Consider the following 13828-nt stretch of genomic DNA (forward strand, 5'->3'; position numbering starts at 1 on the left):
GGCCCGTGCCCCGTACGCCCCCGTTCACCGGCTCTCTCGTCGTGCCCGGCCCGCCCGCAGCTCCGCGCGCAGCGCCTCGGGGGTCCACTCCTCGCGCAGCGCCCGCCGCACGACGTCCGCCTGGGAGGGCGGGGCCAGGCCGTCGACCGGCGGGTCGCGGTCGAGGTTGGTGGGGAAGGGGTAGCCTTCCGCGCTCGCGGCGACCACCTGCTCCAGCCACCGCGCGCCCACGCCCTCGGCCTTCCGCTTCAGCAGCACCGGGTAGACGGCGTCCACCACCGCCTCCCGGTCCACGGTCTCCATGGCCCGGCCGAACGCGGAGGAGATCTGCAGCAGGTTGGCCATGCGGCGGATGTCCGCGGAGCGGTTGGCGCCCGCCGCGTGGAACAGCGCGGGGTTGAAGAACACCGCGTCGCCCTTGGCCAGCGGCAACTGCACGTGGTGCGCCTCGAAGTAGGCCCGGAACTCCGGCAGCCGCCAGGCCAGGTAGCCCGGCTCGTACTTCTGGGAGTGCGGCAGGTACATCGTGGGACCCGACTCCACCGGCATGTCGCAGTGCGCGACCGCGCCCTGGAGCGTCAGCGCCGGGGACAGGCGGTGCACGTGCGCCGGGTACGCGGCGGCGGCCTCGTTCGACAGGAAGCCCAGGTGGTAGTCGCGGTGCGCGGTCTGGGCGGTGCCGCCCGGGTTGACCACGTTGATCTGGGAGGTGACCTGATAGCCGGGGCCGAGCCAGGCGCGGGCGACCAGGGCCAGGGCGTCGTCGGCGTAGTACTCCGCGAACGCCTCCGGGTCGCGCAGGGCCGTCTTCTCCAGCGCGTTCCACACCCGGTCGTTGGCCCCGGGCGCGGCGAAGTGGTCGCCGACGGCGGTCCCCGAGGCGCGCTGCTCGGAGATCAACGCGTCGAACACGGCGGTGGCCCGGTCGACCACCGCCGGGTCGGGGAAGGCGCGCTCGAGGACGACGATGCCGGGGCCGTCGGCGAGGGCGTGGACGAGTTCGGCCGCCGTCTCCGGGTCGTCGCGCAGTTCACCGGCGTCGTACACGGGGACGTTGCGCTCCACGGCGGCGGCGCGCGGGTACGCGGCCGGGTCGGTCGGCTGCTCGACGAGCGCGCGGAAGGCGCCGAGATCGCAGTCGCGGGCGGACAGCCGGGCGCGGTGGGCGGGGACGGGGGCTGCGGGCATCGTCGTCCTTTCGCTGACAGGGGCGACGCGGTGCTGTCATTCTTGTCCTGACAAACGCGTCGAACAACCAGCAGGCGGCCATCAAAAACCCCTCAGAGACCGCCGTGCGAACGAAGCCGAGGAGCCGGTCCCATGGGGCACCCCTTCCCGATCCGGGAGATCGCCCGGCAGGCGGGCCTGAGCGAGGCCACCGTCGACCGGGTGCTCAACGGCCGCGGTGGCGTGCGCGAGAGCACCGCGTACGAGGTGCGCCGGGCCATCGCCGACCTGGACCGCCAGCGCACCCAGGTCCGACTGGTCGGCCGCACGTTCATGTGCGACATCGTGATGCAGGCGCCGGAGCGCTTCTCCACCGCCGTGCGGGCCGCGCTGGAGGCCGAACTGCCCGCCCTGCACCCCGCCGTGGTGCGCTGCCGCTTCCACTTCCGCGAGACCGGCCCCGCCGGGGAGCTGACCGGCACCCTGGACCGGATCGCCCGGCGCGGCTCCCAGGGGGTGATCCTCAAGGCCCCGGACGTCCCCGAGGTGACCGCCGCGGTGAGCCGGCTGACCGCCGCGGGCGTCCCCGTCGTCACCCTGGCGACGGACCTGCCGGCCAGCCCCCGGGTGGCCTACGTCGGCATCGACGACCGGGCGGCCGGCGCGACCGCCGCCTACCTCATGGGCCAGTGGCTCGCCGACCGCCCCGGCAACGTCCTCACCAGCCTCAGCAGCGGCTTCTTCCGCAACGAGGAGGAGCGCGAGATGGGCTTCCGCGGTGTCATGCGGGCCCGGCACCCCGCGCGGGCCCTCGTCGAGATCGCCGAGGGGCAGGGCCTGGACGCCACCCAGTACGACCTGGTGCGGGCCGCGCTGGAACGCGACCCGGAGATCCGGGCGGTCTACTCGATGGGCGGCGGCAACATCGCCACCCTGCGCGCCTTCGCGGACCTCGGCCGCCCCTGCGAGGTGTTCGTCGCCCACGACCTCGACCAGGACAACACCCGGCTGCTGCGCGAGCGGCGGCTGTCCGTCGTCCTCCACCACGACCTGCGCCAGGACCTGCGCGAGGCCTGCCGCCACGTGATGCGGGCCCACGGCGCCCTGCCGCCCGCCGGCCCGGCGCGGCCGTCGGCGATCCAGGTGGTCACCCCGCACAACATGCCGCCCGACACGCCCTTCGACCCGGCGACCGCGTGACGCGCGGCGCCGTCATCCGGACGTCTCGGGGCTGACCCAGGTGCCGCGCTCCGCCGACCGCGCCATCGCGTCCAGCACAGCCGCGCTGTACACCGCGTCCGGCAGGGTGGCGCCGTACGGAGTGCCCTCCGCGATCGAGCGCAGGAAGCGGTGGGCCTCCACCACCTTCAGATCGTCGTACCCCATGGCGTTCGCGGCGCCCGGCTGGAAGGCGGCGAACTCGCCGTGCCCGGGGCCGACGTACAGGGTGCTGACCGGCTGGTCCTGGTACTCCGTGCCGCGGCTGACGCCCAGTTCGTTCATGCGGCGGAAGTCCCAGAACACCGCGCCCGTGGTGCCGTGCACCTCGAAGCCGTAGTTGTTCTGCTCGCCGACGGAGACCCGGCAGGCCTCCAGGACACCGCGGGCGCCAGAGGCGAAGCGCAGCAGGCAGTTGACGTAGTCCTCGTTCTCGACGGGGCCCAACGCGCCGCCCGTGGCCCGTGCGTGTCCGGCGGTGGCGGCGGCCGGGCGGGCCCGCTCCGGCAGGAAGACCGCCGTGTCGGCGGTCAGCGACGCGATGTCGCCGAGCAGGAACCGGGCCAGGTCCGCGCCGTGCGAGGCCAGGTCGCCGAGCACCCCGCTGCCGCCGCGCTCCCGCTCGTAACGCCAGGTCAGCGCGCCTTCCGGGTGGGCCGCGTAGTCGCTGAAGAGACGGATGCGGGCGTGGGTGACGCTGCCGATCCCGCCGGCGGCGATCAGGTCGCGGGCGGCCTCCACGGCGGGGGCGTTGCGGTAGTTGAAGCCGACCGCACTCTGCACACCGCCCTCGGCGACCGCGTCGGCCACCGCCCGCGCGTCGTCGGTGGACAGGCCGACCGGCTTCTCCACCCAGATGTGCTTGCCCGCCCCGGCCATCGCGACGGCGATCTCGCGGTGCAGGAAGTTGGGCGCCGTGATGCTGACCGCGTGCACCCGCGGGTCCGCCGCCACCTCGCGCCAGTCGCGGGTCGTCGAGGCGAACCCGAACTGCGCGGCGGCCTCCTCGGCCCGCCCCGGCACCTCCTCGGCGACCGTCACCAACTCCGGGCGCAGCGCGAGGTGCGGATAGTGGTGGCGCACCCGGGCGTACGCCTGGGTGTGCACCCGGCCCATCCAGCCGAAACCGACGACGGCGACACCGAGTGCCTCGACCATGAGAGCCCCTCTTCGGACCTGTCCGTGATTGTGCTGCGTGATCTGTTCGAGGCCACCTTCGGCGGGCGTCGGCATCATGTCAACCTTTTGACAGGACAAAGCCGAAAGACCCGGGACGACCGGCCTCAGGGCCGGCCGAGGTCGATCGCGTACGCCTTGCGCAGCGTCTCGTGCACCGTCCACGTCGTACGGTCGCCCTCGCGCAGTACGACCAGGTCGCCCGGCCCGACCGTGAGCGTCGGGCCGCCCGCCACCTCGATGGTGGCCGAACCGCTGAGCACGACGAACATCTCGTCCGCCTCGGTGTCGGTGACCACGCCCGGGGTGATCTGCCAGACGCCGCGCACCCGGCGCCCGTCCGGCGACTCCCAGACCACCTTGCCGGTCACCTCGGGGGTGCCGGACACGATCTGGCCGGGGTCGAGCGGCTCGGGTTCGAGCGCGGCGTCGGGGACGTGGACAACGAAGCTGTGGGTCATGTTGCGACGTTAACCAGGGCCTGCGGGGCGCCGGGGGAGACAGGGTGTGGGGCATCCGGCCCGGCGGGCGGACACTTCGTCGCGGCCGCACGGGAGCCGGCCCGTAGTGCGAACGAAATTGTTGACAATGTTGTCTGGCTAGATTTACGTTCGACAGGCACTCACTCAGGGAGGGCAACCATGCCGAACCAAGCCCGTCCGGGCACCGGGGAGCAGGCCAAACAGCTTGCGCTCGGGCAACTGCGGCAGGCGATCCTGCGCGGCGACATGGCCCCCGCGCAGCGGCTGGTGGAGAACGAACTCGCCGAGCAGTTCGGCGTGACCCGGGCCAGTATCCGGGCCGCGCTGATCGACCTGGAGTCCCAGGGACTCGTCGAGCGCATCCGCAACCGCGGTTCACGGGTGCGGGTGGTGACCGTGGAGGAGGCCGTGGCCATCACCGAGTGCCGCCTGGTGCTCGAAGGGCTCTGCGCGGCCAAAGCCGCCGCCGCCGTCGACGACGGGCAGGTGGCCCGGCTCAAGGACCTGGGCTCGGCGATGCGCAAGGCCGTGGCCGACGGCGAACCGCTGACCTACTCGGACCTCAACCACGAACTCCACGCCCGGATCCGGGAGTTCTCCGGCCAACTGACCGCCGTGGAACTGCTGGAACGGCTCAACGCCCAACTGGTGCGGCACCGCTTCCAGCTGGCGCTGCGACCGGGCCGCCCGCAGCAATCCCTGAACGAGCACCTGGCCATGATCGAGACGATCGAGGCCAGGGACCCACAGGCCGCCGAGGCGGCCGTCCGGGCCCACCTCACCAGCGTGATCGAGGCGCTGCGCGACTGACACCCGCACCTGATCCACGCACCGAGGCGGGCGCCACCTGTCCACCAAGGAGATTCACCCATGACGTACGGCAACGCGCCCGCCGCCGTCCCCCGTTCGACCCTCGTCGTCACCGCCCACGCGGGGGACTTCGTGTGGCGGGCGGGCGGAGCCATCGCGCTGGCCGCCTCGCGCGGGGAAAAGGTCACCATCGCATGCCTGACCTTCGGTGAGCGCGGCGAGTCCGCCAAGGCCTGGCGGGAGGGGAAGAAGCTGGCCGAGATCAAGGCGCTGCGCCGGGAGGAGGCCGAGCAGGCCGCCGCCACCCTCGGCGCCGAGGTCCGCTTCTTCGACGCCGGCGACTACCCGCTGACCGTCACCCCGGAGCTGACCGACCGGCTCGTCGAGGTCTACCGCGCCACCCAGCCCGACGTCGTGCTCACCCACCCGGTCGAGGACCCGTACAACGGCGACCACCCGGCCGCCAACCGCATGGCCCTGGAGGCGCGCGTCCTCGCGCAGGCCGTCGGCTACCCGGGCGAGGGAGAGATCATCGGCGCCCCGCCCGTCTTCTACTTCGAGCCGCACCAGCCCGAGATGAGCGGCTTCCGGCCCGAGGTGCTGCTCGACATCACCGAGATGTGGGAGACCAAGCGCAAGGCGATGGAGTGCCTCGCGGCCCAGCAGCACCTGTGGGACTACTACACCGACCTGGCCGTCCGCCGCGGCGTCCAGCTCAAGCGCAACGCGGGCCCCAACCTGGGCCTGGCGCACAAGACCATGGCCGAGGCCTACATGCGCCCGTACCCGCAGATCGCGAAGGAGCTGGCATGAGCGGCGTCGTCGTCACCAACCCGCCCAAGGCCGACGCCGGGGACGTGGAGGCACTCGCCGGGTACGGCGTCGCCACCGTCGGCGAGGCCATGGGCCGCACCGGACTGCTCGGCCCCGAAATCCGCCCCGTGCAGCAGGGCGTTCGGGTCGCGGGCACCGCGGTCACCGTGCTCAGCTGGCCCGGCGACAACCTGATGATCCACGCCGCCGTGGAGCAGTGCGGCGAGGGCGACATCCTCGTCGTCACCACCACCTCCCCGTCCACCGACGGCCTGTTCGGCGAACTGTTCGCCACCGCCCTCCAGCGGCGCGGCGTCCGCGGCGTCGTCATCAACACCGGCATCCGCGACACCCAGGAACTGCGGGAGATGGGCTTCGCCGCCTGGTCCCGCGCCGTGTCCGCCCAGGGCACGGTCAAGGCCACCGGGGGCTCGGTCAACGTTCCGATCGCCGTCGACGGCCAGGTGATCCGCCCGGGTGACGTGATCGTCGCCGACGACGACGGCGTGGTGGTCGTCCCGCGCGAGCGCGCCCGGCAGGTCGCCGCGGACTCCGAGGCCCGCGAGAAGAAGGAGGCCGCCACCCGCGCCGCCTTCGTGGAGGGCCAACTCGGCCTGGACCGCTACGGGTTGCGCGAGAAGCTCGAGGAACTCGGGGTCACCTACCAGTCGTACGACGCGTACACCACCGGGGAACGGCCGTGACCGGCACCGGCACCGAGGAGGTGCGCTGCACGCTGATGCGCGGCGGCACCTCCAAGGGCGCCTACTTCCTCGCCGACGACCTGCCCGCCGACCCCGCCGCCCGCGACGACCTGCTGCTGCGGACCATGGGGAGCCCCGACCCGCGCCAGATCGACGGCCTGGGCGGCGGGCACCCGCTGACCAGCAAAGTCGCCGTGGTCTCCCGCTCGGCCGCCCCGGACGCGGACGTCGACTACCTGTTCCTCCAGGTCGCCGTGGGCGCGCCCGAGGTCACCGACCGGCAGAACTGCGGCAACATCCTCGCCGGGGTGGGCCCGTTCGCCGTCGAACGGGGGCTGGTACCGGCCGGGGAGGCCGAGACGTCCGTACGCGTCCGCATGCTCAACACCGGGGAGCTGGCGGTCGCGACCTTCCCCACCCCGGGCGGGCGCGTCGCGTACGACGGGGACACCGAGATATCCGGCGTGCCCGGCACCGCCGCCGCGGTCGTCATCGAGTTCCCGCAGGGCTCCGGCCCCCTGCTGCCCACCGGCAACGTCCGCGACACCGTCGCCGGCACCGAGGTGACCTGCGTCGACAACGGCATGCCGGCCGTCCTGATCCCGGCCGCCGCGCTGGGGGCCACCGGGTACGAGACCCCGGCGGAGCTGGAGGCGGACGCGGCCCTCGCCGACCGGCTCCGCGAGATCCGGCTCGCCGCCGGGCGCCTCATGGGCCTCGGCGACGTCGAGGGCACCACCGTGCCCAAACTGACCCTGCTCGCCCCGCCCCGGGACGGCGGCGCGGTCACCACCCGCACCTTCATCCCCGTGCGCTGCCACACCTCCATCGGCGTCCTGGGCGCGGCGAGCGTGGCCGCCGGGCTGCGCGTCCCCGGCGGCGTGGGGGAGGGCATCGCCCAACTTCCAGACTCCGGCGACCGCGTCCGGGTGGAGCACCCGACCGGCTTCCTGGAGGTCGGCGTCCGGCTCGACCCCGGCCCGCCGCCCGTGGTCCGGCGTACGGCCCTCGTACGCACCGCGCGCAGGCTCTTCGACGGCACCGTCTTCCCCCGGTCCACCGCGACGGCACCGCTTTCCGCACAACGCCCTGGAGGCCACCATGACTCCGCCGCTCGGTGACATCGCGCACGTGGGCCACGCCCAGCTCTTCACGCCCGACCTGGACGCGAGCGTCGCCTTCTTCACGGACTACCTGGGCCTGACGGTCAACGGCCGGGACGGCGACACCGTCTACCTGCGCACCTGGGACGACTACGAACACCACAGCCTCGTCCTCACCGCCCGCGACCGACCCGGCCTCGGCCGCCTCGCGCTGCGCACATCCGGCGAGGAGGCGCTGCGGCGCAGGGTGGCGGCGCTGGAGGCGGCGGGGCGGCCCGGCACTTGGGTGGAGGACGAGCCGGGCCTCGGCAAGCTCTACGTCACCACCGACCCCGACGGACACGAGCACGCCCTGTACTGGGAGAGCGAGCACTACCGGGCACCCGAGGAACTCAGGCCGGCCCTCAAGAACCAGCCGCAGGCCAAACCCAACCGGGGCGTGGGCGTACGCCGCCTGGACCATGTCAACTTCCTCGCCGCCGACGTGCTCGCGAGCGCCGAGTTCCAGGAACGGCTCCTCGGCGCCCGGCCCACCGAGCAGATCAGGCTCGACTCCGGGAAGATCGCGGCCCGTTGGCTGACCTTCACGAACAAGTCGTACGACGTCGTCCACACCGAGGACTGGACCGGCTCCGCCGGGCGCCTGCACCACATCGCGTTCGCCGCCGACACCCGCGAGGACATCCTGCGCGCCGCCGATCTCGCCATCGACACCGGCGTGTTCATCGAGACGGGCCCGCACAAGCACGCCGTCCAGCAGACCTTCTTCCTCTACGTCTACGAGCCCGGCGGCAACCGCGTCGAACTGTGCAACCCGCTCACCCGCCTGGTGCTGGCGCCGGACTGGCCGCTGATCACCTGGACCGAGGAGGAGCGGAGGAAGGGCCAGGCCTGGGGCCTGAAGACGATCGAGTCGTTCCACACCCACGGCACCCCGCCGGTCGACTGACCGGTCCCGACAGCTCTCGCACAGGAGGCGGGCGGGCGCGTCCGCCCGCGCGGCCCACCGTCGGCCGCGCCCCGAAGGGGCGCGGGGCTGTGACATTGTGCGGCTCCGCCGGGTGAGCGCGACCAGCCACGACGCACCCGTGGCCGGACAGCAGCCCCCGGCGAAACGGCCCGCCTTGCTCAGCCGGCCGCAGGCCGGCTCACCGCCCCCGCCGCGACAACCACGCGGCCACCACCGCACCGGACACGTTGTGCCACACGGAGAAGACCGCCGCGGGAAGCGCCGCCAGGGGGCTGAAGTGCGCGGTGGCCAGCGACGCGGCGAGGCCGGAGTTCTGCATGCCGACCTCGAAGGCCATGGCGCGGCTGCCGGGCTCGCCCAGCCGGCCGAGGCGCCCCGCGCCGTAGCCGAGGGCCAGTCCGAGCCCGTTGTGCAGGACGACGGCGACGAACACCAGCCCCGCCGCCGACTTGATGGCGTCCGCGCTGCCCGCCACGACGATCGCCACGATCACGGAGATCGTCAGCGCGGACAGCCAGGGCAGCGCGGGCAGCGCCCGCTGCACGTGCCGTCCCGCGAGCAGCCGTACGACGACGCCCGCGAGGACCGGCAGCAGCACCGTCTTGAGGATGTCGGTGACCATGGACCCGGCGTCCACCGGGAGGTACTCGCCGGCCAGCAGCAGTGTCAGCGGCGGAGTGACCAGCGGGGCGACCAGCGTGGACACGGTCGCCACGGAGACGGACAGGGCGACGTCGCCGCGGGCCAGGTAGGTCACCACGTTGGAGGCCGTACCGCTGGGCGCGCAGCCCACCAGGATGACGCCGGCGGCGAGCTGCGGCGGCAGGTCGAGCAGGTGGGCGATCGCCCAGCCCAGCCCCGGCATGATGACGTAGTGCGCGGCGAGTCCGAGCGCCACCGCCCAGGGGCGCTTCACGACTCCGCGGAAGTCCTCCGGGGTCATGGTGATGCCCATGCAGAACATCACGACACCCAGCAGATACGGCACCGCCTCGCTCCCCCCGGTGAAACTGCCGGGAAGCAGCAGGCCGAGGGCGCCGGCCAGGAGGACGAGGACCGGGAAGACGGTCACCGCGCGCCGCGCGGAGCGGTCGCCGGTGCCGTCGTCGCGGAGGTGTTCGTGGCGTTCGTCGCGTTCGCTGTTCGCGGTTCTTTCGGTTCGCACCGTGCGAGGTAACGCCTGCCGGAAGGCGTGACGCAAAGGCGTCTCGCGATGTGATCATCCCATCCGGTCCCGCGCCCCACCGCGCGGATGGGGTAGGCTTGACCAGCGCGATCACGGTACACGCGGATCGCACACCGGGACGTGGCGCAGCTTGGTAGCGCACTTGACTGGGGGTCAAGGGGTCGCAGGTTCAAATCCTGTCGTCCCGACGGTGGTGAAGGGTCTTCGCGGGCGGAAGCTCGCGGGGGCCCTTTTTCGTGGGGCCTGCTCCCCGCCGCTTCTTGGTGGGCGGACACCCTCTTGACGGGTCTCCGGCACCGGCCGACACTTCCCGAGTAATCCTAGTGATTAGGTAGGGAAACTCCGGGGAGAACCATGACCGTCACACCGCTCGTCCCTGCCCCCGACTTCCGCGGCCGGATCGGCCGCGACCCGAGCAGCGGGCACTACGCCGTGCCGCGCCGCTACCGCCTCCACCTCTCGCCCGGCCACGACGACTGTCTGGGCATCGCCGTCGTGCACCGCCTCCTCGGCCTGGACGAGATCTGTCCGGTGACCCTCCTGGCCCCGCGCCCCGACTGTCCCGACGGCGGATACGCCGCCCTGCGACCGCTGTACGAGGCGAGCGCCCACCACTACCGGGGTCCGGCCGTCGCGCCGGTGCTCAGCGACGGCTGGTCCGGCCGGATCGTGAGCACGCACGCGCGCGACATCATGCGCGACCTCGCCCGGTCCTTCACCCCCGCCGCCGGTCCGGTGCTGTACCCCCGCGGCGCCGAGGCGGAGATCGCCGCCGTCGAGGAGCTGTGTGCCGGGGCCGCCGAGCCCGCGGCGCTGCCCGGCGTGCTGGACCTGCTGGAGCGGCGCCTGAGCACGCACTCCCACGTCGTGGGCGACCGGCTCACCGCCGCCGACGTCGAGGTGTGGGCGGCCCTCGTCCGACACGACACCCCGCGGCGCGCGGACGACCACCCCGCCCTGTGGTCCCACCTGAGGCGCCTGACCGCCCACCCGGCCTTCGGCCGCTCCCTCGCGGGCGGCGCCACCTGACGCGACGTGTCGTCAGGAAGTCGCCGTGCCCGCCGCCCCCCAGCGGCGGACACGGCGTGTGCCGCGGCGCGTGTCGCCCTCCCCCGAAGGCGGCGCGCGCCGCGGCCGGCCCCCGGCGCCGGTCCGTGGCCACGGCGCCCGGGTGCTCGTGAGCCGCGCGGTCACCAGTACATGACCGCCGTCTCGCCCGCACCCCACGAGGAGTACAGGCGCACCCGGACGACATAGCGGCGGCCCTTGACGAAACGGGCCTTGATCGTGGCGTTGCGGGGGGTCCCTCCGTCGTCCTGTCCGGCGAAGTAGCGGGGCACGCCGTCCCGCTCCTCGAAGACGACGACGACGGCGTCGCTGTCACCGAAGGTGCCCACGGTGTACTCGCGGGTCTCCGGCGGGTCCACGCGGAAGTCGGCCTGCTCGCCGGGCCCGAGACCCAACGGCACCGAGCGGAACGGCACCAGCGGACCGGGCCGGCCGGTGGGCGGGTACCAGCGCAGGGCGAACTCCTTGTCGGCGGCGGAGAGCGTACCGGGTGGGCGCAGGCCGGAGCGGTAGTGCTCGGGCTCCAGGATCAGCCCCGACGGGAAGGGGTACTCCATGATCGACTGCGGGTCCCAGACCGGGCCGTTGGCCTCGTCGTCGTCGAGCTTGCGCAGGATGTTGTGGAAGGTCCGCTCCCGGCTCCAGTGGTTGGGCGGGCCCGCCAGCTCGTTGTAGACGGCCTCGTCGTCCCAGAGGATGCCCGCGAACGGACTCTGGTGCTCGTGCAGCATGCCGAGCGCGTGCCCGATCTGGTGCAGGGCGGTCGCCCGCTCGCCCGGTGCGGTCAGGTCCCACCCGAAGTTCATCGTACGGTCGTTGAGACCGACCACGAGTGCGTCCTTGCCCACCGCCGACCAGGACCCGTCGCCGGGCTGGAAGCCGATGCGCAGCTCCGCCTCCGACCGGTCGCGGACCTCCTCGAGGTCGAGCCCGATGCCGAGGTCCCGCCACTCCCGGAAGCAGTCGCGCACCACGTCCCGCTGCTCCTCGGTCCCCACCCACGATCCCCGCCGGGGCCGCCCGGTGCCCGGCATCGGGACCACCGAGGTGTCGGTGTCGCCGCCGAGGAAGCAGTAGTGCAGCACGGTTCCGTTGACCCACATCCGCTGCCCGCCGACGAGCGCGGCGACGCGCTCGGCGGCCAGCCCCGGTGCGAGCACGGGGGCAGGCTGCTGCGCGAGCGAGCAGTAGCGTGCGGTCATGGTCATCAGGGTGCCGTCCGGCCCGGTCCCGGCGCCTGAGTCGGGGGGTACTCAAGTCACCCTGTATCAGGGGTGAGTATGCCGACTCATGTTGCCGTGACGACTTCTCTGCGGGACGCGAAGAGGCTGGAGACGCCCTGGCCGTTCACCGGCCGGGCGGACGAACTGGAGCTGGTGCGCAGGTCCGTGACGGCCGGACGGAGCGGCCTCGTGGTGACGGGCCCCGCGGGCGCGGGCAAGACCAGGCTCGTGGCGGAGGCCGTGCGCGGCACCGACTGCGTGCGGGCCGCCGGGACGCCCGAGACCCGGGACATCCCCTTCGCCGCCTTCGCCCACCTGCTGCCCGAACCGGTCACCCTGCACCGCGCGGTCCACCTTCTGTCCGGCGCCCGGCTGCTGCTGGTCGACGACGCCCACCTGCTCGACGACGCCTCCGCCGCCCTCGTGCACCAGCTCGCCGTGCACGGCCGCACCCGCCTCCTGGTCGTCGCCACCGACGGCGGCCCCGTACCGAGCGCGGTGTCCCGGCTGTGGTCCGGTGAGCTGCTGCCGCGCCTCGCCCTGGAACCGCTGCCCCGCGAGGAGACCGCGGAACTGCTCACGGCCGGCCCGGACACCGCCCTGGAGCCGCTCACCGTCGACCGCCTGTACCGCCTGGCCGGCGGGGACCTGCGGCTGCTGCGCGAACTGCTGACCGCCGTGCGCGAGTCAGGCCCCCTCGTGCGGGTGCCGGACACGGACCAGCGGGCGTGGCGGGGGCCGGTGCCGATCACCCCGGCGGTCCGCGAGCGCGCCGCCCACGTCCTGGACCGCACCCGCGCCGGGGAGCGGGAGACCCTCGAACGCCTCGCCTTCGCCGAACCCCTGCCCCTGGACCTGGACCAGGACGCCCTCGACGTACGGGCCCTGGAGCACCTGGAGGCCGAGGGCCTGGTCACCGTCGACGACCACGGCGCCACCCGGCTCGCGCACCCCCTGCACGGCCCGGTGCTGCGCGCCGCCGCGGGCCGGTTGCGGGCCCGGCGGCTGGCCCGCACCCCGGACCGGACCGGACCCGCCCTGGAGGCGGAGCGGGCCGCGCTCGCCCTGCGCATCGAGCAGGCCGACGTACGGCCGGTCGAGGCACCGGTGGGGGAGTGGCTGGTCGCCGAAGGGGCCCCGTTGCCGGCCCGGTACGCGGCACTGCGGGCCCGGTTCGCACGGCTGCGCGGACGGCTGCGGGAGGCCGCGGCCTGGGCCCGCGAGGGCCTGCGGACCCATCACGACGACCCGGACTGCCGCACCGAACTCGCCCTGGCCACCGCGCAGTCGGGCGACGACGTGCCGGGCCCGGCGGGGGCGGCCTGCGTCACCTGGGCCGCCGCCGCGCGCGGCGAACTGGACGAGGCGGTCCGGACGGCCGGCCGCGGCGACCCGTACGACGCGGTCCGGCTCGGCGCGCCCCGACGGGCGGCGGGCCGCCTGACCGGCGTCTTCGCCGCCCACGCCGACGCCCTCGCGCGCGAGGACGGACCGGCCCTCGACCGGGTCGCCGAGGAGTTGGAGCGGCGGGGATTCCTGCTGTTCGCGGCCGAGGCGAGCGCCCAGGCGGTGGGCGCCCACCGCGATCCGCGGGCCGCGCGCACCGCCCGGACCCGTGCCGCCGCCCTCGCCCGGCGCTGCCAGGGCGCCCGCACCCCCGCACTGTCCGGCCTGGTGCTCGGCGAACTCACCGCCCGGCAGCGGCAGATCGTCACGCTCGCCGCCGCGGGCCTGAGCAACCGGCAGATCGCGGAGCGGCTGACCCTGTCCGTCCGCACCGTCGGCAACCACCTCTACGGCGCCTACACCCGCCTCGGCGCGGGCGACCGCGACGCGCTGCCCTGGCTCGTGGAACTGCCCGAGCCCCAACCCGCCTGATCCGGCGGCCGGGTACGGGGAAGCGGGAAC

General features: G+C 73.9%; 13 protein-coding genes and 1 tRNA gene. 9 read left to right on the forward strand and 5 right to left on the reverse strand.

Annotated features, from left to right (window positions below; translation table 11 throughout):
• Positions 1 to 24: 24 nt before the first annotated feature.
• Positions 25 to 1188 (reverse strand): phytanoyl-CoA dioxygenase family protein, encoded by a 1164-nt coding sequence (locus ACGH52_RS33735; protein ID WP_121704117.1) that lies wholly within the window; start codon positions 1186 to 1188, stop codon positions 25 to 27.
• Between the two features lie 132 nt (positions 1189 to 1320).
• Between ACGH52_RS33735 and ACGH52_RS33740 the strand changes: the two genes are divergently transcribed.
• Complete coding sequence (locus ACGH52_RS33740; RefSeq protein WP_399944919.1) at positions 1321 to 2367, forward strand: LacI family DNA-binding transcriptional regulator; 1047 nt, start codon at positions 1321 to 1323, stop codon at positions 2365 to 2367.
• 12 nt (positions 2368 to 2379) lie between these two features.
• Here the strand turns inward: ACGH52_RS33740 and ACGH52_RS33745 are convergent, their stop codons facing one another.
• Positions 2380 to 3543 carry a Gfo/Idh/MocA family protein gene (locus ACGH52_RS33745; RefSeq protein ID WP_399944922.1) on the reverse strand — a complete coding sequence of 388 codons (1164 nt, stop codon included), beginning with the start codon at positions 3541 to 3543 and terminating at the stop codon, positions 2380 to 2382.
• 125 nt (positions 3544 to 3668) lie between these two features.
• Entirely contained in the window at positions 3669 to 4022 is a 354-nt protein-coding gene (locus tag ACGH52_RS33750) for a cupin domain-containing protein (protein WP_076977488.1), read from the reverse strand.
• A gap of 180 nt (positions 4023 to 4202) precedes the next feature.
• Here ACGH52_RS33750 and ACGH52_RS33755 point away from each other — a divergent pair, with 180 nt between their 5' ends.
• Genes ACGH52_RS33755 through ACGH52_RS33775 form a run of 5 tightly spaced genes read left to right on the forward strand, consistent with a single transcriptional unit; the run spans position 4203 to position 8422 of the window.
• Positions 4203 to 4853 carry a GntR family transcriptional regulator gene (locus ACGH52_RS33755; RefSeq protein ID WP_076977489.1) on the forward strand — a complete coding sequence of 217 codons (651 nt, stop codon included), beginning with the start codon at positions 4203 to 4205 and terminating at the stop codon, positions 4851 to 4853.
• A 60-nt stretch (positions 4854 to 4913) separates the two neighbouring features.
• Entirely contained in the window at positions 4914 to 5666 is a 753-nt protein-coding gene (locus ACGH52_RS33760) for a PIG-L deacetylase family protein (protein WP_399944927.1), read from the forward strand.
• A complete protein-coding gene (locus ACGH52_RS33765) occupies positions 5663 to 6370 on the forward strand; it encodes a 4-carboxy-4-hydroxy-2-oxoadipate aldolase/oxaloacetate decarboxylase (RefSeq protein ID WP_121704113.1) in 708 nt (235 codons plus the stop codon). The genes ACGH52_RS33760 and ACGH52_RS33765 overlap by 4 nt, the downstream gene beginning before the upstream one ends.
• Positions 6367 to 7491, forward strand: a complete 1125-nt coding sequence (locus ACGH52_RS33770; RefSeq protein ID WP_399944930.1) for a 4-oxalomesaconate tautomerase — start codon at positions 6367 to 6369, stop codon at positions 7489 to 7491. The genes ACGH52_RS33765 and ACGH52_RS33770 overlap by 4 nt, the downstream gene beginning before the upstream one ends.
• Entirely contained in the window at positions 7472 to 8422 is a 951-nt protein-coding gene (locus ACGH52_RS33775; protein WP_076977492.1) for a catechol 2,3-dioxygenase, read from the forward strand. The genes ACGH52_RS33770 and ACGH52_RS33775 overlap by 20 nt, the downstream gene beginning before the upstream one ends.
• Before the next feature lie 199 nt (positions 8423 to 8621).
• Here ACGH52_RS33775 and ACGH52_RS33780 read toward each other — a convergent pair whose 3' ends face one another.
• Positions 8622 to 9608: a bile acid:sodium symporter family protein gene (locus tag ACGH52_RS33780; RefSeq protein ID WP_121704111.1), complete on the reverse strand. Its 987-nt coding sequence runs from the start codon at positions 9606 to 9608 to the stop codon at positions 8622 to 8624.
• A gap of 135 nt (positions 9609 to 9743) precedes the next feature.
• On the opposite strand from ACGH52_RS33780, the gene ACGH52_RS33785 reads away from it, so the two are divergent.
• Both ACGH52_RS33785 and ACGH52_RS33790 read left to right on the forward strand, forming a co-directional pair.
• Positions 9744 to 9817: transfer RNA gene (locus ACGH52_RS33785), tRNA-Pro, on the forward strand.
• A gap of 166 nt (positions 9818 to 9983) precedes the next feature.
• Entirely contained in the window at positions 9984 to 10658 is a 675-nt protein-coding gene (locus tag ACGH52_RS33790) for a glutathione S-transferase C-terminal domain-containing protein (protein WP_121704110.1), read from the forward strand.
• Positions 10659 to 10819: 161 nt separating this feature from the next.
• Here the strand turns inward: ACGH52_RS33790 and ACGH52_RS33795 are convergent, their stop codons facing one another.
• Positions 10820 to 11899, reverse strand: a complete 1080-nt coding sequence (locus ACGH52_RS33795; RefSeq protein WP_059297228.1) for a hypothetical protein — start codon at positions 11897 to 11899, stop codon at positions 10820 to 10822.
• A 78-nt stretch (positions 11900 to 11977) separates the two neighbouring features.
• Here ACGH52_RS33795 and ACGH52_RS33800 point away from each other — a divergent pair, with 78 nt between their 5' ends.
• A complete protein-coding gene (locus ACGH52_RS33800) occupies positions 11978 to 13798 on the forward strand; it encodes a LuxR C-terminal-related transcriptional regulator (protein ID WP_399944935.1) in 1821 nt (606 codons plus the stop codon).
• Positions 13799 to 13828 lie beyond the last annotated feature (30 nt).

Source organism: Streptomyces sp. BBFR25, from assembly GCF_044590125.1.
In the GTDB taxonomy this organism is placed as follows: domain Bacteria; phylum Actinomycetota; class Actinomycetes; order Streptomycetales; family Streptomycetaceae; genus Streptomyces; species Streptomyces canus_D.